This window comes from Streptomyces hygroscopicus (genome assembly GCF_026168105.1).
Lineage (GTDB): Bacteria > Actinomycetota > Actinomycetes > Streptomycetales > Streptomycetaceae > Streptomyces > Streptomyces hygroscopicus_D.
This window is the reverse complement of the sequence record NZ_LBMW01000007.1, coordinates 212,038-232,558: the sequence shown is the minus strand read 5'-3', so window position 1 is coordinate 232,558 and position 20,521 is coordinate 212,038. Positions and strand designations below refer to the sequence as shown.

17 protein-coding genes are annotated in these 20,521 nt (G+C 72.2%); 8 read left to right on the top strand and 9 right to left on the bottom strand.

Annotated elements, in window-relative coordinates:
- Window positions 1-128: 128 nt before the first annotated feature.
- Window positions 129-1,652: a class I adenylate-forming enzyme family protein gene (locus AAW14_RS10700; RefSeq protein ID WP_265562429.1), complete on the top strand. Its 1,524-nt coding sequence runs from the start codon at window positions 129-131 to the stop codon at window positions 1,650-1,652.
- On the opposite strand, the gene AAW14_RS10695 is transcribed toward AAW14_RS10700, so the two are convergent.
- Together AAW14_RS10695 and AAW14_RS10690 are read right to left on the bottom strand one after the other, a co-directional pair.
- On the bottom strand, window positions 1,636-2,148 hold the full coding sequence (locus tag AAW14_RS10695) for an EF-hand domain-containing protein (protein ID WP_265562426.1): 513 nt from the start codon (window positions 2,146-2,148) through the stop codon (window positions 1,636-1,638). The genes AAW14_RS10700 and AAW14_RS10695 overlap by 17 nt on opposite strands.
- Window positions 2,149-2,316: 168 nt before the next feature.
- Window positions 2,317-2,697, bottom strand: coding sequence for an STAS domain-containing protein (locus AAW14_RS10690; RefSeq protein WP_265562424.1), 381 nt, complete (start codon window positions 2,695-2,697; stop codon window positions 2,317-2,319).
- A 358-nt stretch (window positions 2,698-3,055) separates the two neighbouring features.
- On the opposite strand from AAW14_RS10690, the gene AAW14_RS10685 reads away from it, so the two are divergent.
- Window positions 3,056-3,637 carry a sigma-70 family RNA polymerase sigma factor gene (locus AAW14_RS10685; protein WP_265562422.1) on the top strand — a complete coding sequence of 194 codons (582 nt, stop codon included), beginning with the start codon at window positions 3,056-3,058 and terminating at the stop codon, window positions 3,635-3,637.
- A 275-nt stretch (window positions 3,638-3,912) separates the two neighbouring features.
- Window positions 3,913-5,508 (top strand): zf-HC2 domain-containing protein, encoded by a 1,596-nt coding sequence (locus AAW14_RS10680; RefSeq protein WP_416223285.1) that lies wholly within the window; start codon window positions 3,913-3,915, stop codon window positions 5,506-5,508.
- A gap of 7 nt (window positions 5,509-5,515) precedes the next feature.
- Here AAW14_RS10680 and purU read toward each other — a convergent pair whose 3' ends face one another.
- A complete protein-coding gene (gene purU / locus AAW14_RS10675) occupies window positions 5,516-6,397 on the bottom strand; it encodes a formyltetrahydrofolate deformylase (protein WP_265562420.1) in 882 nt (293 codons plus the stop codon).
- An 84-nt stretch (window positions 6,398-6,481) separates the two neighbouring features.
- Window positions 6,482-6,982 carry an SCO4402 family protein gene (locus AAW14_RS10670; RefSeq protein WP_265562418.1) on the bottom strand — a complete coding sequence of 167 codons (501 nt, stop codon included), beginning with the start codon at window positions 6,980-6,982 and terminating at the stop codon, window positions 6,482-6,484.
- A gap of 117 nt (window positions 6,983-7,099) precedes the next feature.
- Between AAW14_RS10670 and AAW14_RS10665 the strand changes: the two genes are divergently transcribed.
- Entirely contained in the window at window positions 7,100-8,434 is a 1,335-nt protein-coding gene (locus AAW14_RS10665; protein ID WP_265562416.1) for an ABC transporter substrate-binding protein, read from the top strand.
- A 52-nt stretch (window positions 8,435-8,486) separates the two neighbouring features.
- Here the strand turns inward: AAW14_RS10665 and AAW14_RS10660 are convergent, their stop codons facing one another.
- Both AAW14_RS10660 and AAW14_RS10655 read right to left on the bottom strand, forming a co-directional pair.
- Entirely contained in the window at window positions 8,487-10,214 is a 1,728-nt protein-coding gene (locus AAW14_RS10660) for a hypothetical protein (protein ID WP_265562414.1), read from the bottom strand.
- Between the two features lie 353 nt (window positions 10,215-10,567).
- Window positions 10,568-11,953, bottom strand: a complete 1,386-nt coding sequence (locus AAW14_RS10655) for a transcriptional regulator (protein ID WP_265562412.1) — start codon at window positions 11,951-11,953, stop codon at window positions 10,568-10,570.
- Between the two features lie 392 nt (window positions 11,954-12,345).
- Between AAW14_RS10655 and AAW14_RS10650 the strand changes: the two genes are divergently transcribed.
- The 3 genes from AAW14_RS10650 (at window position 12,346) to AAW14_RS10640 (ending at window position 15,507) form a co-directional block, all read left to right on the top strand.
- Window positions 12,346-13,008 carry a bifunctional DNA primase/polymerase gene (locus AAW14_RS10650; protein ID WP_265562489.1) on the top strand — a complete coding sequence of 221 codons (663 nt, stop codon included), beginning with the start codon at window positions 12,346-12,348 and terminating at the stop codon, window positions 13,006-13,008.
- Between the two features lie 121 nt (window positions 13,009-13,129).
- Entirely contained in the window at window positions 13,130-13,921 is a 792-nt protein-coding gene (locus AAW14_RS10645; protein ID WP_265562410.1) for an ABC transporter ATP-binding protein, read from the top strand.
- Window positions 13,918-15,507, top strand: coding sequence for a transporter (locus tag AAW14_RS10640; protein ID WP_265562408.1), 1,590 nt, complete (start codon window positions 13,918-13,920; stop codon window positions 15,505-15,507). The genes AAW14_RS10645 and AAW14_RS10640 overlap by 4 nt, the downstream gene beginning before the upstream one ends.
- A 352-nt stretch (window positions 15,508-15,859) precedes the next feature.
- Here AAW14_RS10640 and AAW14_RS10635 read toward each other — a convergent pair whose 3' ends face one another.
- Together AAW14_RS10635 and AAW14_RS10630 are read right to left on the bottom strand one after the other, a co-directional pair.
- Window positions 15,860-16,717 carry an alpha/beta fold hydrolase gene (locus AAW14_RS10635; RefSeq protein ID WP_265562487.1) on the bottom strand — a complete coding sequence of 286 codons (858 nt, stop codon included), beginning with the start codon at window positions 16,715-16,717 and terminating at the stop codon, window positions 15,860-15,862.
- A gap of 594 nt (window positions 16,718-17,311) precedes the next feature.
- Window positions 17,312-18,004, bottom strand: coding sequence for a metal-dependent transcriptional regulator (locus AAW14_RS10630; protein ID WP_265562406.1), 693 nt, complete (start codon window positions 18,002-18,004; stop codon window positions 17,312-17,314).
- Between the two features lie 233 nt (window positions 18,005-18,237).
- On the opposite strand from AAW14_RS10630, the gene AAW14_RS10625 reads away from it, so the two are divergent.
- Window positions 18,238-19,026 carry an SIS domain-containing protein gene (locus tag AAW14_RS10625; RefSeq protein ID WP_265562404.1) on the top strand — a complete coding sequence of 263 codons (789 nt, stop codon included), beginning with the start codon at window positions 18,238-18,240 and terminating at the stop codon, window positions 19,024-19,026.
- 6 nt (window positions 19,027-19,032) lie between these two features.
- Here AAW14_RS10625 and AAW14_RS10620 read toward each other — a convergent pair whose 3' ends face one another.
- Window positions 19,033-20,424 (bottom strand): PAS domain-containing protein, encoded by a 1,392-nt coding sequence (locus tag AAW14_RS10620; protein ID WP_265562402.1) that lies wholly within the window; start codon window positions 20,422-20,424, stop codon window positions 19,033-19,035.
- Window positions 20,425-20,521 lie beyond the last annotated feature (97 nt).

The window sequence follows — 20,521 nt, the reverse complement described above, 5'->3', positions numbered from 1 at the left end:
CGAATATATCTGATGGACCGTCAGATTTTTCTCGCCCACAGGCTAGCCCCGCGCCCCTGGACCGACAAGGCGACGACGCCTACGCTCTCGCTGATATCTGACTGATCGTCAGTTACTAGGGGGCCGCCGTGAACGACACCGCGCACGCGCTGAGCACGTCCCGGACGCTGTGGGAGCTGGTCGACCGCCGCGCCGGTCTCACCCCCGACCGGCCCGTCCTGCTCCAGGACGGCCGTTCCCTGAGCTTCGGCGAGCTGCGCGAGAAGGCCGAGCGGGTGGCCGCGGGGCTGTACGGGATGGGCGTACGGCCGGGGACGGTGGTCGCCTGGCAGCTGCCCACCCGGATCGAGACCGCCCTGCTCTCCTTCGCGCTGGCCCGCCTCGGCGCCGTACAGACGCCGGTCATCCCCTTCTACCGCGAACGCGAGGTCGCGTTCGCGCTGCGGGAGTCGAAGGCGGACTTCTTCGCGGTACCGGGCACCTGGCGGGGCCACGACCACACCGCGATGGCGCGGCGGCTCGGCGCTCGGGGGATCTTCGAGGCGTACGACGGTGACGGCCTGCCCGACGGGGACCCGTCCGTGCTGCCTCCCCCGCCCGCGGACGGCACCTCGGTCCGCTGGATCTACTGGACCTCGGGGACGACCTCCGATCCCAAGGGCGTCCTGCACACGGACCGTTCGCTGATCGCCGGCGGGTCCTGCCTCGCGCACGCGCTGCGCCTGTCGGAGGACGACGTGGGCTCGATGGCCTTCCCGTACGCGCATGTCGCGGGGCCCGACTACACGGTGATGCTGCTGCTGTACGGCTTCCCCGCGGTGATGTTCGAGCACTTCGCGCTGCCGGACGCGCTGGAGGGCTACCGCAGGCACGGGGTGACGGTGGCCGGGGGGTCCACCGCGTTCTACTCGATGTTCCTGGCGGAACAGCGCAAGCAGCCAGGGGTGAAGGTGATCCCCACCCTGCGGCTGCTGGCGGGCGGCGGGGCGCCCAAGCCGCCCGAGGTCTATCACTCCGTCGTCCGCGAGATGGGCGTGCAGCTCACCCACGGGTACGGCATGACCGAGGTGCCGATGATCACCATGGGCGCGCCGGACGACTCCGCGGAGAACCTGGCGACGACCGAGGGACGGCCCCCGGAGAGCATGGAGATACGGATCGTCGGCGGGGAGGTGCGTCTGCGCGGAGAGGCCGTCTGCCAGGGGTATCTGGATCCGGCCCAGACGGCCGAGGCGTTCGACGAGGACGGGTTCTTCAGCACGGGGGACCTGGGCCGGCTCACCGACTCCGGCCATCTGGTGCTGACCGGACGCCTCAAGGACGTCATCATCCGCAAGGGCGAGAACATCTCCGCGAAGGAGATCGAGGACCTGCTGTACGAACACCCGGCGGTCCGGGACGCCGCGGTGATCGGACTGCCCGACGAGGAACGCGGCGAGCTGGTCTGCGCGGTGATCGAACAGCCGCCGGGGACCGAGCGGTTGACCCTGTCCGCCGTCACCTCTTATCTGCGCGCGGCAGGGCTGTCCGTGCACAAGCTGCCGGAGCGGCTCGAGGTGGTGGACGCCCTTCCGCGGGGCGAGACCCTGCGGAAGGTGCTCAAGTACAAGCTGCGCGAACGCTACTCGGGTGACGTTATTCGGGAACGGTGAAGTAGCGCGCGAACGCGGCCACGATCTCCGCCTCGCCGACCTTGCCGTCCCCGTCGGCGTCGAGCGTGGCGGCGGCCGTCGCGGCGATGTCCTCGTGCACCCCGAGGGCCTTCAGCACACGGACGGTCTCGTCGACCGTGGCCGCGCCGTCGCGGTCGCCGTCCGCCACGGCGAGCGCCGCATGCAGGAAGGGACGGGCGATCTCCGCGAACCGCTCGGGGTTGTCGCGCAGCCGCTTGACCGCGCTGCCGACGAACTCCTCGCGCGTGATGCGCTGGTCGCCGTCGCGGTCCGCTATCCCGGCCATGCCCTGCCAGAACGCCTCGCCCCCGGCGTACAGCGCCTGCCCCTGCTCGGAGCGGGCCGTGGTGCCGAACTCGGTGAGGACCGCCTTGGCCGCCGCGCTGAAGTCCGCGCGGTCGATGTAGCCGTTGCCGTCCTGGTCGAAGGTGGCGAAACGAGCGGCGATCCTGCGCTCGTACTCGGTGCTGACCATGTGTTCTCGGGCCCGCCTTACATCACATCGGGGGTGTATCTCGCAGGGAGCGTACGACGTGGGAGGGCGATTGCGAGACGGAAAACGACGCTTGTACCAAGACCGCGGTAATTCCGGGCCAACAGTGTGGCCCTCCGGCGACTCTCCGTTGAGGTTGCCGCCCGCGGCTCACGCCGACAGGGGGCGCGAGTCCTCGTCGGTGGCCGAGACGACATCCGCGTGGACGTCGAAGAGGCGGCGCACACCGAGCGCGGCGAGGACCCGGTTGACGTGCGAGCCCGCACCGGTGTCGACCTCGGGCAGGATCAGCCGGAGCCGCCCCTGGCAGGAGCGGATCAGCCGGCGGGTGGCGATCAGCACGCCCACTCCGCTGGAGTCGCAGAAGACGACCTCGGACAGGTCGAGGACGAGATCGTGGCGGCCGTCCGCCACCGCGTCGTGCACCCGTTGGCGCAGCACGGGTGAGGTCACCAGATCCAGCTCGCCCGTTACTTGGAGCACGGCCCACTCGCCACGCTCCCCGTAGGTCACTTCGAGTGTCACCGCCACGCCTCTCGTTCGCCCGCACCCTGACCAAAAGTGGAAGCGGTCCCTACGCTTCCTTCAGCGCGGCTGCCCCGTCGCCCTTCCATGAAACACTGAATCTTCGGTCGAAAGTGTGTGGTAGATGAGCCAATTCAGTCTGCAACGGTCTCGTTCGCTCATGTCTTGTCTGGTGCGCCCTGGGTAGGCGCCCGCGCGAAGCACCCGTACCGCCCGTGCGCCTCTACCACGTGCGGCGCGTCGACGGGCGCGCATTGCCGTAAAGGAGCGTGCGTTGTCCGACGCGCCGACTACATTCGAGGAGGCGGAGCGACACGGGCTGACAAGGAACCGGGCAGCGCACGACCAGGGGGTGAGGGGCCGTATGGCGAAGAAGGACGCACCGCCCCGGTGGGACCGCAGGATGCAGCAGCGGCTCGCCCACGGCGAGGCGGCCGCGCTCGGTGAGTGCTACGACCGCTTCGCCTCGCTCGTGCACGGCCTCGCCCACCGGGTCCTGGGGGACGAGGAGGCGGCCGACGGCATCACGTGCGAGGTGTTCGTCCGCCTCTGGGAGAACCCCGAGTCCTACGACCCCAAGCAGGGCCCCCTGCGCTCCTGGATCGCCACGCTGACCCACCGGCTCGCCGTACAGCGGCTGCGGGCCGCCGAGACCGCCGCCCTGGCCCGCAGCGGCCGGGGCACCCCGGAGGAGCTGGAGCGCAAGGTGCGCCACGCCTCGGTCGCGGCCCGCGCGGACTACATCGTCACGTCGATGCCCGTGCCGCTGCGCGCCGCCCTGGAGCGTGCCTACTTCCAGCGCCGGGACTACCGCCAGACCGCCGCCGACCTCGACATCACGGAGGACGAGGCCCGCCGGCGCCTCCGCCTCGGCCTCCAGCTGCTGTCCACGGCTCATGAAACGGGCCCCGCGGGCATCCTTCCCCAACCGGGAGCGACATGGTGACGGGGGCGGAGCGCTCCGAGACGTACGGAGAGCACGACGCGTACGGCGCCTACGGGGGCCGACAGGCGCGGGACACCGACGGCGGCGACCCGGGGGCCCCGACGCGGCAGAACGCCCACCGGCCCGACGGCTCGCGGGAACCACGGATACCGGGCGACGAGGCACGCCGGGCGCGGGAGCTGCGGGCGCCGCGGAACGACAGCCCGCGGGAACCACGGATACCGGGCGACGAGGCGGGCCGGGCGCGGGAGCTGCGGGCGCCGCGGAATGGTGGCGTGGCCGGTCCCTGGGGGTCCGGCACACGCGGGGCCGAAGGCGTCGGCGGGCGTGAGGACCACGGACCGGCCGGAGGCACCGACGAGGTTCGGCCGCAGAAGCCCGCCCGGCGGGGGGCCGGCGGGGCGAACGGACCGGGGGACGGGTGCCCGGTGGCGGCCGACGGCACCGGTGGACCCCAGAGCGCCGGCACACCCGCAGCAGGAGGCCCCGGCGGACCTCCGGCCGACCACACGGACGCACACGAAGCCCCCGGCGCGCCCGAGGACGGCGGCGTGAGCGAAAGCGAAAGCGTCGGCAGACCCGGCAGCGACCGCACCGATGGGCCCTGGACACCCGACGATTCCCCGGCCGAGCGCCCGGGCGGCCCCCACACCGCGGACCGTGGCGCTGCCGGTGACCGGAATCGGGCACATATACCGTTGGCCCGTAGTTCCGTCGAGGACACCGGGCTGCCGTTGCCCGATGTGGAGGCCGCGCCGGTCGTGATCGAGCACCAGGTGCTGAAGTCGCTGCTCGGGGCGTGGGCACTCGCCGCGTGTTCGCCGGAGGAGACCGCGGCCGTGGAGGCACACCTCGGCGACTGCGGCCCGTGCGCGGACGAGGCACGGCGGCTGCGCGAGGCCGTGGGGCTGCTGCACCCCGCCGAGAGCCTCGACCTCGACCCGGCCCTGCGCACCCGTGTCCTGGAGAGCTGCCTCGACCGCCGCCCGCCGCGCATCCCGGTCCCCGAGTGGGCGGCTCCGTACGACGCGGAGGCCGCGCGCCTGGACGCCCTGCTGCAGGACATCGGCGACGCCGAGTGGCACACACCGGTGCGGCTGCGCTGGTTCGACGGGACGGCGCCGACGAGCCGCCGTACCACCGTCGCCGGAGTGATCGCCCATCTGCTCTCCGTGGACGGGCTGGTGGCAAGAGCGCTGGGCCTCAACGACCCGCTCGGGAACCCGGCCGCCCAGGCCGCCACCCCCGAGGGCCGCACGGAGGCCTACTGGCGCGGCTCGTACTTCCCGCCCACCCGTGGCGTACGCGTTCCGTGGCGGGAGCAGACCCACAACCTGGTGCGGACGGCCTGCGTCACCGGCGAGGCCTCCGAGACGCTCGCCGTGCCGTACGGCGGTTTCGGGCTGCCGCTGCACGACGCGATGCTGGACCGGGCCTTCGAGTGCTGGGTGCACGCGGAGGACATCGCGGACGCCATCGACTATCCGTACGGGCCCCCGGCCCCACGTCATCTGAACCGGATGATCGACCTGGGCGCGCGGATGCTGCCCGCGGCGCTGGCGGCGCGGCGACGGGCCGGGCATGCCGCGCGCGGCCGCACCCGGCACCTCGTCCCCGCCGGCGAACCCGGGCGCACCGTACGCCTGGAGATCGAGGGCGCCGGCGGCGGCGAGTGGCTGATCGCCCTCGACTCGCCCGGCGCGGTCGCCTCCGCCGAGCACGAGGTCGCGCACGTCGCGCTCGACGGGGTGGAGTTCTGCCGTCTGGCCGCGGGCCATGTGCCGCCGGAGGAGGCGGCCGCGGGGCAGGTGGGCGACCGCGAGGCGATCAAGGACCTGCTGTTCGCCGCCGCGTCGCTGAGCCGCATGTAGGCAGGGCCTACGCGAACACCACCGTCCGCCGCCCGTTCAGCAGGATCCGCCGCTCGGCGTGCCACTTGACCGCCCTCGCCAGCGCCTGGCACTCCACATCGCGGCCGATCGCGACCAGCTGGTCCGGCGTCACGTCATGGCCCACCCGCTCGACCTCCTGCTCGATGATCGGGCCCTCGTCCAGGTCCGCGGTGACGTAGTGCGCGGTGGCACCGATCAGCTTCACGCCGCGATCGTGCGCCTGGTGGTACGGCTTGGCGCCCTTGAAGCTCGGCAGGAACGAGTGGTGGATGTTGATGATCCGGCCGCTGAGCTGCTTGCACAGGTCGTCCGAGAGCACCTGCATGTAGCGGGCCAGGACCACCAGCTCGACGTCCAGCTCCCCGACCAGCTCCAGCAGCCTCGCCTCGGCCTCCTGCTTGGTGTCCTTCGTCACCGGGATGTGGTGGAAGGGGAGGTTGTACGAGCCGACCAGCTCGGCGAATTCGGTGTGGTTGGACACAACCGCCGCGATCTCGACGGGCAGCGCGCCGATCCGGGCGCGGAAGAGCAGGTCGTTCAGGCAGTGGCCGAACCTGCTGACCATCAGGATGACGCGCATCTGCTCGTCGGCCCGGTGGATCTGCCAGTCCATGTGGAAGGAGTCACCGATCGCCGCGAAACTCGCGCGCAGCTTGTCCACGCTCACCGGCGCCTCCGCCGAGAAGTGGACCCGCATGAAGAACAGTCCCGTGTCGTGGTCGCCGAACTGCTGACTGTCCTCGATGTTGCAGCCGGTCATGAAGAGGTAGCTCGACACGGCGTGCACGATGCCCTGCTTGTCCGGGCAGGACAGGGTGAGGACGTACTGGTCGGCGCGGGCCGTGGGCCGGGTGGACTGCTCGTTCATGCACGCCAGGGTCTCATGTCCGCGTGTCTGTGCGGACTGCCGTCCCGACACCCGGACGGCCCAGCGGACGGCCCAGCGGACGGCCTACGCGGTCCGCGTGAGGATCCGCAGCACCTCGAGCGTGCGCGGCGGGGCGTCCGGGTCCTCGCCGTCGCTCGTGGCGAGCCGCACGTGGGCGTCCCGCGCCGCGCGCACCGCCTCCGGCCACCCGTGGTGGTCGAAGTACGTCTGCACCGGCGCGTCCGGGCCGACCTGGTGCATGATCCGCAGCACCCGCAGCACGGCGGTGTCGACGAGCGCCGCCTCCTGCGAGTCGCGGAAGATCGTGCCGACGTACTTCTCGGCGGACCAGTTGTCCAGCCAGGTGTCCTCGACCAGGCGGTACACGGCGTCGGTGAAGTCGCCGTACCCCTCGACACCGGCCAGCCAGACGTCCCGCTGGAACACGGGATCGGAGAGCATGTGCAGCGCGGAGCGCACATTGCTGCGCCAGCGCCACCACGGCATGTCGTTCAGTGGCATGCCGCCCATGGTGGATGAGCGACGCCCGCGACGGGAAGAGTTCTCCGAACCTTGCACGGTCACCGATCGTACGTTCCCGGTGAAATCCAGAGCATCGACCCCCGTAATTCACCTCTGTGTCACCCACCGTTGATCACGGGTCACCTACGGGTTAGCTGTGTGACGGAATCGTGCGTGTCCATGACCGGCAGGCGACGCACCAGCTCTTCCCCCACCCGGCCCCGCGAACCTGGCTCCGTCCGCAGAGCCGCGACTCCCCGCGTCAGGACCGCCCTGCTGTCGGCAGGCGCGCTGGTGGCGTGTGCGTCGATTGCAGTCGCCTGCGGCGTCGTTCCCGGCACCACGGGGGAAGCCGGGGGCGACCCCGTGACCGTCATGACCTGGGCACCCGAGAACACAACATCGACCAACAAGCCGGGCATGCCGGCGATGGCGAGCGCCTACGCGCGCTGGGTCAACGCGCACGGCGGCCTGCACGGGCGCAAGCTCGACGTCCTGACCTGCAACGAACACAACGACTACGTGGGCGCCGCCAAGTGCGCCCGGCTCGCCGTCAAGGAGAACGTCGTCGCCGTCGTCGGCTCCTACAGCCAGTACGCGTCCTCCTTCCTCTCCCCGCTGGAGTCGGCCGGCATCCCCTATATCGGCGGCTACGGACTCACCGACGACGAGTTCAAGAGCGTGCTCTCCTACCCCGTCAACGGCGGCCAGCCCGCTCTGCTGGCCGGCCTCGGCGAAGAGCTGGGCAAGAGTTGCGGTCCGGTGGCGCTGGTGCGCCCCGACACCGTCGCCGGCGACCAGCTCCCCCTGTTGCTGAACTCGGGGCTCAAGGCGGGGAAGCACACGACGGCCGAGGACGTGCGCGCGGCGGACGACGCCAACTCGTTCGACGACCAGGCCCAGCAGGCACTGCGGCGGACGACGTCGAATCCGCTGAAGAAGGGGTGCGTGGTACCCGCGCTGGACGACCGCACGGGAACCTTCATGGACTCCTTCCGCCGGCTGAGCGGCGACTATCCGGCGGTGCGCACCGCCTCCGTGCTCGGCAGCGTGGACCAGTCGGTCGTGGACGCGTCCGGCGGCAGCTCGGGGCCTTACGAAGGGGCGTACGTCACCGGCTGGTACCCGGAGGCGACGGACGCGCGCTGGGCCCCGATGAAGCAGGTGATCCGCGAGGAGGCCTTCGGCGACAACCGGATCGATCCGGCGGACGTGGGCGTGCAGACCACGTGGATCGCGTACACGGTCCTGAAGAAGGTCATCGACTCGCTCGGCGGCGGCGAGGTGACCGCGCGCACGATCCACTCGGCCCTCGACAACGGCCTCAAGGTGGACACGGGCGGCCTCACCCCGACCCTCAGCTGGCGCTTGCAGGACCTGACCGCGGTCGTCGGCTTCCCCCGCCTGGTCAACTCCGACGTGACCTTCCAGGTCGTACGCGACGGTCAGCTGTTGGCAGCCCACAAGGGCTTCGTGAACGTGTCGAAGACGCTCGGGGAGACGACGAACGGCTGAGCCGTCCGCGGGTGTGCGCCGGTGTCCTCACGGGCGGCGCACACCCCTCGGCTCACAGCTGGACCGGCTGGCGCTGGGTCAGCCCGTACTGCTGCGCGATGGCGTTCCACAGGCTCGCGGCCTTCGTCTTCTGGGCGCTGGCCGTGCCGCTGGCGCGGTTGCCCGCCTCGGCCTGACCCGTATCACGCGCGTGGCCGTCCTTGCAGCCCTTCTTGCGCGAGACCTGGTCCGCCCAGGCCGCGTAGTGAGTGTCGGCCTCCGCGGACGCCTTCCACGCGGTGGTGAGCGCGGCGGTCAGCTCGGCGTGCTGGGGCAGCTTGTCGACCGCGAGTCCGGACAGCTGGGTCACCAGGCCGTTGCGCTGGTCGGCCGCGTTGCGCAGATCGGCGGCCGCCTGGCCGAGGTTCTGGCAGGCCTTGACGTCGGCGACCGCCTTGATCACCGAGCCGCGGCTGTTGCCGCTGTCGGCGAGGAGCTTGTCGAGCGCGACGGCCTGCTGCTTGGCCGGGTCACCGGCCCCCGACCCGGAGGCGTCCGCCGCGGGACCGGTCGCCGAGACGGTCTTGCTGTTGTCGGTCTTGCCGCCGGTGTCGCCACCGCCGCCGAGCAGGGCACCGGCGCCGATGCCCAGCGCGACGATGCCGACACCGACGGCCGCGATGAGCGGTACGCGCGAGCGGGTACCGCCGCCGTCGTCGTCGCCCAGCCGTCCGGCCGCCCGGCCCGCCGGTGCGCCCGGGGCGCCCGCCGCGTCGAACCGCGGCAGGTTCTGGGTGTCCCGGGCGCCACCTGCGTCGCTGCGGAAGAGGTTGTCGAACTCCGTCGGCGGCTGCCGGTCACCGCCGGGCGCACCCGGACGTACCCCGTAGGGCGCCGGGCCCGGATGCCCGGGTACGGGCGGGAGGTACTGCGTGGCCTGCGCGTCGGGGCCGGCGGACGGCGGCGGGCCGCCCACGGCGCGGCCGAGGAACCGCGTCGCCTCGTCCCCGGGCGCCTCCGCCGGCAGCATGCCCGGCCCCACCGGCGGGAGGTACTGGGTCGCGCCCTGGTCGGGCGTGGCGGCGACGGGCGGAATGTACTGGGTCGCGCCTTCGTCGGGCGCGGTCGCCACCGGCGAAAGGTACTGCGTGGCGGCCTCGTCGGCGGTCGGCAGGGGCGCACCCGTCGCGGGAGGAAGGGGCGCTGCACCCGAAGCGGGGGGCAGGGGCGCGGAGTGCGTGGCATGCGGCAGGGGCTGTGCGCCGTGCCGCGCATCCTGCGCGCCCTGGGGCGCAGACTGCGCGTCGGCGCCGTACGACGCCTGCGTGCCCTCGGGCGGCAACGGCCCGGCACCGGCACCCGGCTGGGGCGTCTGTGGTGGCAGGGGCTGTCCCGGCCCGGACTGCGGCTGCTGGGATGCCTCGTCCCCGCGCCAGGCCGGCCGCGAGTCCGAGGCCTCCCAGGACGACTGCGCTCCCTGGGCACCCCAGTCCGGTGCGGTCGTCTGCCCGGGCGCGCTCCACTGCTGTCCCGCGTCGCCGCCCCAGCCCTGGGCGGGCGGCGGCGTCTGGGCCGACTGCCCCGGACCCCACGGCTGGCCCCAGGACTGTCCGCCCGCCGGGGCGGCCTGACCTCCGGGGCCGGGCGCGGGCGCCGCACCGTGGCCGCCCGCCGGGGCCGTGGAACCGCCCGCTCGGCCCGTCTGGCCCGGCAGCAGGGGCTCGCCGCCGTCGGAAGGCAGCACGATGCCTTCGCGCGCGGGCTGCGCCGAGGGCTCCTCGCCCTGTCCACTCTGCGTCACCGGGACTCCTACGATTGGGGGACCTTCGGAATCGTCGGCTCACGCTACCGGGTCCTCCGAGCCGCATGCCACGCTGCACAGGGCGTGACCTTGTACCCATGTGACAGCAGTAACAAATCCGCGACCCGGGCCGCTGATTACTGCCGGCCCCGCGCCTCCACGCGCCGCTCACATCTTGTTACCCAGAGCTTCACGCATTGGCGGCGCCCCGTAGGTCGCGGATCTGCACAGCACGCGGCTCCGCCGCGGGCGCGACCGGCCACACAGCGGACTCGCAGCATCGGGCCCCGGACCGGGGCGCCGTCCCGGGGCCGGGGCGAAGCCCTGTGACGGTGCCCCGGACCCGGGTCGCATCAAGCAGCCGCGGCCAGGTCCAGCCGCGCCCCGAACTCCCGCACCACCGCTTCCTCCCGGTACGGCTCCAACCGCTGCTGGAGATCCTCCAGATACTCGGCACCACGGTTGGATCGCAGCGTGCCGAGCAGTTCCACGGCCTTCAGGCCCGTATGACAGGCCTGTTCCACCTCGCGCTGCTGCACCTGCGAGGTGGCGAGCAGCACATAGCCGATCGCCCGGCGCCGGGCACGCGAGGCGGGGTGCCCGGCGAGGGCGTCCTCCGCCTGCCGTGCCGCCGCCTCGGCCTGCCCCAGGTCCCTGTGGCAGTGCGCCAGTTCGTCTGCCAGATACGCCCGGTCGAAGTGGGCGATCCACGCCGGGTCGTCCCCGGACGCGGTGTCGGCCGCCTCAAGCGCTGTGACCGCGCGCCCCGACGCGAGCTGCGCGGCCCGCGCGTCGCCCATGAGCGCGTGCCCACGCGCCTCGGCGGCATGGAACATCGCCTCCGCCCGTGGCGTCACCCGCCCGCGTGCCCCCTCCTGAGCCGCGCGCGCCAACTGCGCGATCTCGCGCGGGTTTCCGAGCTGTGCCGCGAGATGGCTCATGGAGGCGGCCAGCACATAGCCGCCGTACCCGCGGTCACCCGCCGCCTGTGCCAGCCGCAGCGCCTGGATGTAGTACCGCTGGGCGAGCCCGGGTTGACCGGTGTCGATGGCCATGTACCCGGCGAGTTCGGTCAACCGAGCGACCGCGGCGAAGAGTTCACGCCCCACGGTGTCCCGGTACGAGCCCGCGAGCAGCCCGGAGACGACGCTGTTGAGGTAGTGCACGACGACCGGGCGCACATGCCCGCTGCCGTACTGGTGGTCCAAATCCACCAGCGCCTGCGTCATCGCCCGCACCGCGGCCACGTCCGAGAGCCCCACCCGCGGGCCGGCCGAGCGCGCGACCTGTGAGTCCGGCGCGGAGATCAGCCAGTCACGGCTCGGCTCGACCAGCGCGGACGCGGCGACCGAGGAACCCGACAGGAAGTCGCGTCGGCCGACGTCGCTGCGCCACAGCTCGCAGACCTGCTCGATGGCGCCGAGCACCGTCGGCGAGAACTGCAGGCCCACGCCGGAGGCGAGGTTCTTGCCGTTGGCCATGCCGATCTCGTCGATCGTGACCGTACGCCCCAGCTTGCGGCCCAGCGCCTCCGCGATGATCGCCGGGGCCCGGCCGCGTGGCTGCTGTCCGCGCAGCCAGCGGGCCACCGACGTCTTGTCGTAGCGCAGATCGAGGCCGTGTTCAGCGCCGCACATGTTGACCCTGCGGGCGAGCCCCGCGTTCGAGCAGCCCGCTTCCTGAATGAGCGCCTGCAGCCGTTCGTTCGGCTGTCGCGCGACGAGAGGCCTGGCGGCCATGGCGTACTCCCTGCTTGACGGCTCGGTACACCGCGTGGCTGCGGTGCCTGGCCACGCGCCGAGTTGACGTGTCTTCAGCGACCGGCCCTCCGGAACACCTTCCTGTGCGCCGAAAAGATCCGGCCGTGAAGATCGATGCCCAGCGGACATGCCTCTAATGCGGGACATGCGAGGATTGCCGGGGTAACGGCCGGTGCCGTACCCCTCACGTGGTTACCCAGCCCCCGCGGCCGTTCCCCGTGCGCGCCCCCGCCCGTGCACCCATGCGCCCCGCCCCTGGAACGGTGCTCCTCCCCCGCGCATGCGGGATAAAAAGGACATGCCCAAAAGCCGTTGCTCGTACCGGAGATGGGCTCCGGCACAGGGCGTAACCACCCGTGACGGCTAGAGTTGTGCTCTTCGTGGAAGAGACCATCGCGGGCCCCGAAACTGCCCTCATCCCGAAGCAGCGCGGCGATTCGCTCCTGGAAGCCGCCGTACGATACGCCGAGGAACGCCACTGGGACGTGTTCCCCGGCACCTGGCTGGAGGCCGCGGACGGGATGCACCGTTGCTCCTGCGGTCAGCCCGAGTGCACCGTGCCCGGCGCGCACCCGGCGCGCGACGACTGGGCGACGCAGGCGACCGGCAGCGCGACCGTCGCGCGCCGGCTGTGGTCCAAGCAGCCGTCCTCCTCGATCCTGCTGCCCACCGGGCGCACCTTCGACGCGGTCGATGTGCCGGAGACCGCCGGCTTCCTCGCGCTCGCGCGTATGGAGCGCATGGAGCTGACGCTCGGGCCCGTGACGCTGACCCCGGACCGGCGCATGCAGTTCTTCGTGCTCCCCGGGGCGTCGGCGAAGGTCCCCGATCTGGTGCGGAAGCTGGGCTGGTCCCCCGCCTCGCTCGACCTGGTCACGCTCGGCGAGGGCGCGTACGTGGCCGCTCCGCCCACGCGCTACGGGTCACGGGGCGCCGTGCAGTGGGCCCGCCGGCCCACACCCGCGAACCGGTGGCTGCCGGATGCGGAGGAGCTCATCTCCCCGTTGGCGTATGCGTGCGGGAGGGATCGCTAGCGGACGCGGCCTGCGCTGCGTTGCCGGTGCCCGTATCGGTATCCGTATCAATGCCCCTGCCCCTGCCCCTGCCCCTGCCCCTGCCCCTCACGGGACGCTTCCGCCCTCGTAGGGTTCTCATATGAACGATGGATCTGGGGCGGGGACGGCCGCCGTACGGGTGCGAGGGCTCTGGAAACGGTTCGGGGAGCAGATCGCCGTCGCCGGGATCGATCTGGAGCTGCCCGCCGGACGGTTCATCGGGCTCGTCGGGCCCAACGGCGCCGGAAAGACCACCACTCTGTCCATGGTCACCGGGCTGCTGCGGCCCGACCAGGGCACCGTCGAGGTCGTCGGGCACGACGTGTGGCGCGACCCGGTCGAGGTGAAGGCCCGCATCGGCGTCCTGCCCGAGGGACTCCGGCTCTTCGAACGCCTCTCCGGGCGCGAACTCCTCGCCTACACGGGCCGTTTGCGCGGACTGCCCGGCGCCGAGGTCGACAAGCGGGCCACCCAGCTTCTCGACGTGCTCGACCTGGCCGGAGCCCAGCACAAGCTCGTCGTCGACTACTCGACCGGCATGCGCAAGAAGATCGGGCTCGCCGCCGCCCTCCTCCACAACCCCGAAGTCCTCTTCCTGGACGAGCCCTTCGAGGGCGTGGACCCGGTCTCCGCACAGACCATCCGCGGCGTCCTGGAGCGGTACACCGCCTCCGGCGCCACCGTCGTCTTCTCCTCCCACGTCATGGAGCTGGTCGAGTCGCTGTGCGACTGGGTGGCGGTCATGGCCGCGGGGCGCATCCGCGCACACGGCCCGATCGCCGAGGTACGCGGCAGCGCGCCCACCCTCCAGCAGGCGTTCCTGGAACTGGTCGGCGCCCACGGCCGCACCCCCGGCACCAACCTCGACTGGCTCGGCGGCGGCACGCGATGAGCACTGGTCTCACCTCCACCGTCGTACGGCTCAAGCTGTCCCTGCTGGGCAACGGGCTGCGGCAGTCCGCCGGGCGGCGGGCCGCGTACATCGCGTCGCTCGTCGTCGTCCTCCTGTTCGCTGCCCTGCAACTGATCGGCCTTATCGCCCTGCGCGGCAACGCGCACGCCGCCACGGTCGCGGTGCTGGCCGTCATGGTCATGGCGCTCGGCTGGGCAGTGATGCCCCTGTTCTTCCCCAGCGGGGACGAGACGCTCGACCCGACGCGCCTGGTGGTCCTGCCACTGCGCCCGCGGCCCCTCGTACGGGCCCTGCTGACGGCGTCGCTGGTCGGCATCGGGCCCCTGTTCACGGTCTGCCTGTTCACCGGGTCGGTGATCTCCGTGGCACACGGCCCGGCCGCCTACGGCACCGCCGTCGTCGCCGTCGCCCTGGCACTGCTGGTGTGCGTGGCACTCGCGCGGGCCGTCGCCGCCGCCAACATCCGGCTGCTGACCAGCCGCAAGGGCCGCGACCTGGCCGTCCTCAGCGGACTTGTCGTCGCGATCGGCGCGCAGCTGGTCAATTTCGGCGCACGGCAACTGGGTTCGGCCGGGCTGTCCCAGCTGGACCCGGTCGGGGAGGTACTGCGCTGGGTGCCGCCCGCCTCCGCGATCGCCGCCGTCGACTCCATGGGCAAGGGGTCGTACGGGACCGGGGCCGCCCAGCTCACGCTGAGCGCGGCGGCGCTGGCGGGCCTGCTGACCCTGTGGTCCCGCACGCTGACGAAGCTGATGACCTCGCCGGACCAGTCGACGCTCCAGGCCGCCGAACCGGGCCCCCGGCAGCGCGGCTCGGCGGGCCTGTCCCGGCTGCTGCCCCCGGGCCGCACCGGCACGGTGATGGAGCGCAGCCTGCGCTATGTGTGGCGCGACCCCAAGACCAAGGCGGCCTGGGTGACCTCGCTCGCCATCGGGCTGATCGTCCCGGTCTTCAACGCCCTCCAGGGCACCGGCTCGATCTACTTCGCCTGCTTCGCTGCCGGGATGCTGGGCATCCAGATGTACAACCAGTTCGGGCAGGACACCTCCGCGTTCTGGATGGTCGCGATGACGATCTCCTCCGCCCGGGACGCATACACCGAACTGCGCGGCCGGGCGCTGGCGCTCCTGCTGATCACACTGCCGTACGCGACCCTCGTCACCGTCGTGACGACCGCGGTGCTCGGCGCCTGGCCGAGGCTGCCCGAGGTGCTCGGGCTGTCCTACGCCCTGCTCGGCGCAATGCTGGCCACCGGCGCCTGGTGCTCGGCCCGCTTCCCCTACTCGATCCCGCAGGAGGGCTACAAGAACGTGGCTCCCGGGCAGACCGGACTCGCCTGGATCTCCATCTTCGGCGGCATGATCTCGGCGGCTCTGCTCTCCGCGCCCATGATCGCGGCGACCATCTGGCTGAACGTGGCCGCGGGCGGGGACGCCCGGACCTGGCTCCTGCTGCCGGCGGGCGCCGCCTACGGGGCCCTGATCACCCTGCTCGGCCTCCGCCTCGCCGCTCCCCGGACGGCACGACGGCTACCGGAGATCCTGACAGCAGTCAGCAAGGGCTAGCGGCGAGCACAGGCAGCGCAGGGCCATCAGCGGGCACGGGCAGCGATCAGCGGGCACGGGCAGCGATCAGCGGGCACGGGCAGCGGTCAGCGGGCACGGGCAGCGGGCACGGGCACGGGCAGCGGGCACGGGCACGGGCAGCGGGCACGGGCAGCGATCCGCAGACACGGGCAGCGATCCCCAGACACGGCGGCGGTCAGCAGGCACGGCAACAGCCGGCCGGCGCGGCAACAGTCCGCAGGCACGAAGGCTGACGGCGGCCGTCGGCCGCGGAACAGGTGCCGCGGCGGTCAACGGGCGCGGCCGACTGCGGTCAGCGGCGCCGCGGGCAGTCGGCAGGCGTCCGCGGCGGTCACGGGGTGAGCGCCCCGTCCAGGAACGGTTCGATCGCCGCGCGCCATGCCTCCGGCTGGTCGTAGTGGACGAGGTGGCCGGCGTCCGCCACCTCCGCGTACTGGCCGTGCGGCAGGACGCGGACCATCTCCTGAGCCTCCGCGCGGCCCAGCTCGCCGTCCAGACCGCGGACCACCAGGGCCGGGCACCGCACCTGGGCCAGCTCCTCCCAGTGCGCGTCGTAGACCCAGGTCTGGCGGGACTTCAGCATCTGCCCCGGTTCGAAGACGGGCCGCCAGCCGTCCTCGGACTCGGCCATCACCTCGGCGTAGAACTCACCTCGGGCCGGGTTCGGGCGCTCCACCCAGGGGTCGTCCTCGCCGAACCACTTGCGGACATCGGCGAGGGTGGCGAAGGGGAGCGGCCAGGACTTGAACCAGTCCTCCCACTCGCGCTGCGAGGCGGCGCCGAGCGGGGAGGCCCGCATGTCGCAGATGATCAGACCGCGCACCATGTCGGGGCGTTTCGCGGCGAGCTGCCAGGCGGTCAGGGCGCCCATGGCGTGGCCGATGAGGACGGCGGGGGCGAGGCCGAGCTGTGCGAGGGCGGCCTCCGCGTCGTCGACGTAGGCCTCACGCGTGTACTCGCCCTCGGGCGGCTTGTCGCTCTGTCCGTGGCCGCGCTGGTCGAGCGCGACGGCGCGGTGCCGCTCGGAGAGCCAGCGGGCCGTGGACGCCCAGTGCGAGGCGCGGCCCATGAGCCCGTGCAATAACAGCACGCCCGGCACCCGCTCCTCTCCGGTCTTGGGAGGGTCGGCGAACTCCCATGCGGCAAGGCGTAGGCCGCCCGCTCCGGTCATGTCGATGCGCCGCACCATCGTCCTGGCACCCCCCTGCTCCGCTCGGACCGCTTGCTCCCGCTTCGGGCGGTCGGTCCACGCTCTCGTCGTACTGCCGGTGTCGTACTGCTGCTCCTGCTGGTGTTGCCGGTCACCGCTGTCGCCGGGTGTCGCCCTCACGCTATCGAATGGCCATTCGAAAATGGGGCCTCGGGGATCAACACCCCTCCTTCGAGTGACATCCCTCGAGGATTGGCCGCCGCTTTCGCGGGGAGATCTTCAGCGGGAGGCGGACCGCTCGGGGAAAAACGGTCCGCGGGGGATGACCCTGAGAGCTCGGGGCTCCGGGTCAGCACAGGGGAGGACAGGCCCCGGCGCTCTTGGGCGCCGGGGCCCTCCCTATGTCTGCGGCACATCCTCCCACCCTCCCCGACCACGTGACATCGCTGTCACCCCCCGGCCAAGAGCCCTCAGGTCATATGCCTCACGCGACAGCCTCGCACGGGAACGGCCGGAGCGCTGCGATTCCGCACACTGAATCTTGGTTTCGGAAGGATCGCGAAAACATCACAACCACCCCTTCCGTCACACCGGTTGACGGGGGGCAGAGCGCTCGGGGCGCTCGACGGCCGCCTAGCGCTTGGCGACGAAGACGTGGGACGCGATGTCCGACTCCAGCTCGGCCGCCTCGCCGCCACTGCCGACCAGCACACCGCCGGGGGACTCCGTCACGCTGACCACCGAGCCGGGCTGCACACCCGCCCGCCGCAGCGTGTACATCAACTGGGCGTCCGTCTGAATGGGCTCACCGATACGGCGTACGACGACCGTCTTGCCGTCCGTGCCCGGATCCAGCTCGGCCAGCGACACCATGCCCTCGTCCAGGAACGGGTCGGCACCGTCCTTCTCGCCCAGCTCCTCCAGGCCCGGGATCGGGTTTCCGTACGGCGACTCGGTGGGGTGGCGCAGCAGCTCCAGCACCCGGCGCTCCACCGCCTCGCTCATCACGTGCTCCCAGCGACACGCCTCGGCGTGCACCTGCTCCCACTCCAGCCCGATCACATCGACCAGCAGGCACTCGGCGAGACGGTGCTTGCGCATCACGCGCGTGGCCAGGCGACGGCCCTCGTCCGTCAGCTCCAGATGACGGTCCGCGGCGACCGAGACCAGGCCGTCGCGCTCCATCCGCGCCACCGTCTGGCTGACCGTCGGCCCGCTCTGGTCGAGCCGCTCGGCGATGCGGGCGCGCATGGGGACCACGCCTTCCTCTTCCAGCTCGAGGATGGTGCGGAGATACATCTCCGTGGTGTCGATCAGTCCGGACATACGTGCCCCTCGATGAGATCTGCCGGAGGCTCGACGGCTCACCGGCGTGTGCGCTGGCCCTGCATTCAATTCTGACGCATCCCACTGACAACCGTGGCGCGGCAAGGAAACCACGGGGTTGCGCGCACCCGCTGGTTCCCGGGGCCCCGGCAGCGCCGTATTGACACGGCGCTGGTCCAGACCGCAACGTGATCCGCGACACGGGCCGTCACGGGTGCGAAGGGGCGTCGCCGATGAGCGAGGAGCCGAGGAGCGCGGAGCCGCGAGGCGGGAGCGAGCTGGCCGGGCGGTTCTTCGACGCGGCGATCGGGCTGCTGAAGCGGGTGCGCGACGAGGACGCGGAACCGATCACGGCGGCCGGCACCCTCATTGCGGACACCGTCGAAGCGGGCGGCCGACTGTTCGCGTTCGGTGCCGGACACTCCTCGCTGGCCGCCCAGGACCTCGTCTACCGCGCGGGCGGCCTCGCGCTGATGAACCTGCTCGCCGTCCCCGGTGTCGTCGGCGTCGACGTCATGCCGGCCACCCTCGGCTCCGCGCTGGAGCGGGTCGACGGACTGGCGAGCGCTGTCCTCGACTCCAGCCCGGTCCGGGCCGGCGACCTCCTCGTGATCATCTCCCTCTCCGGCCGCAACGCGCTCCCGGTGGAGATGGCGGTCAACGCCCGCGCGCTCGGCGCCAAGGTCATCGGAGTGACCTCCGTGGCCTACGCCTCCGAGACGAAATCGCGGCACGCCTCCGGCACGTACCTCAAGGACCACTGCGACATCGTCCTCGACTCGAAGATCGCGGTGGGCGACGCCGAGCTCACCCTCGACGCCATCCCCGCCCCCTTCGCCCCCGCCTCCACCGTCGTCACCACCGCACTGCTCCAGGCGGTCATGGCCACGGCGGCGGGCGCCCTCGCCGACCGCGGCATCGAACCGCCCCTGCTCAGGTCCGGGAACGTCGACGGCGGCCACGAGTGGAACGGCCGGGTACTGCAGGAGTACGGCGACCGGATCTTCTACCGCCAGGCATAGCCGTATCTACACCTCGGGCGTCCGGTCGCACACGTCGGCCAGGTCCAGCGCGGCGGCGATCCGCACCGCCACATCCTCCGCGTACACCGCGTCGGCCCGCTCGAACCGGTTGCGCCCGGCACCCCGCAGAAACGTCACCACGCCCAGTGTCCGGCCCCGGCTGCGCAACACCGCGCACAACGCGTGCACCGCGTCGCCGGGCCACTGCCGCGCCAGCGCCCACTCCCGCGCCCGCTCCGCGGTGACGTCACCCGCTCCGGCCCGCACGGACCCCGCGCGCTCCACGCACTGCACCGCCGGATGACCCTCGCCGTACCGCACCGGCAGCCCCGCCTTCCCGGAGAGCACGCTCGGCCCCGGCGCGCCGGACGGTGTCTCGGCGACCCGCACCAGCCGCACCGGCTCCTCCCCCTCCGCCATCCAACCGCCCGCCACCCGGTCGATCAGCGCGTGATCGGCGAACCCGGCGAGCGCGAAGTCCAGATGGACGGTGGCCGCCTCCCCCGGGTCCTCGCACTCCGCGGCCGCCCGCGCGGCGCGATGCAGCTGGTTGGAGCGGAAGCGCAGCAGCGCGGCCTCCTGCTCGGTCTGCTTGGCCTCGGTGACGTCCTGGAACAGCCAGCCGACACCGAGCGGAACCGGCTCTTCCGCGAGCGGGGAGGACAGCCGCAGGAACCCGCTGCGCCAGCACCGCCGATTCTCGCCCTCCGCGGTCCGCACGCTCACCCACATCTCCGCGGGAGCGGGCGTGGCCCCCTCGGCGAGCACATGGGTCAGCGCGCTCTCCAGCTCCTCGACGCCCTGGGAAAGCAGATCCCCGAGCGGCCGTCCGAGCACGGCCGTACGCCCGATGCCGAGCGCCCGGGCCGCGTGCGCGTTGACGACGGCGGGTCGCAGGTCCGCGTCGACGACCACGACACCCCAGCTCGCGTCCTCGAACAGGGCCTCGCTCAGCGCGATCGACCGCTCCAGATCGATCTGCGCGTGGACCTCGCTGAAGGCGCAGTACACCCCGGCGGGCTTTCCCTCCGGGCCTCGCACCGCCGCCGACTGGGTCCGTACGAGCACCCGCCCGCCGTCCCTGGTGAGCAGCGCGAACTCGTGCACCTGCCGTCCCGGGGCCTGCATCGCGGACATGAGCCACGCCTCGACCTCCGCGGCGTCGGCCTCCCGCACGGCCCACCCGGCGAACCCGCGCCGCCCCACGGCCTCGGCCGCGGACCACCCCAGAATCCGCTCGGCCTCCCGGTTCCAGTGGGTCACGACCCCGTCGGCGTCGAAGGCGCACAAAGCCGCGTCCATGCCGTCGAGGAGCGCGGCGAGAAGGTCCGAACCATCCCGCTCAGGCTCACCGGGCCCCAACTCGTCCGTGGTCCCACTACGCCGGGAAGCACTCACCTGAACCCCCTGCAGGCTGCTGCGTCCGCACGTACGGCGCGTTCGTCCGCTCACTGCCTTCATTCAACTGGAACGTGACACAGCCCACATCTCCTTC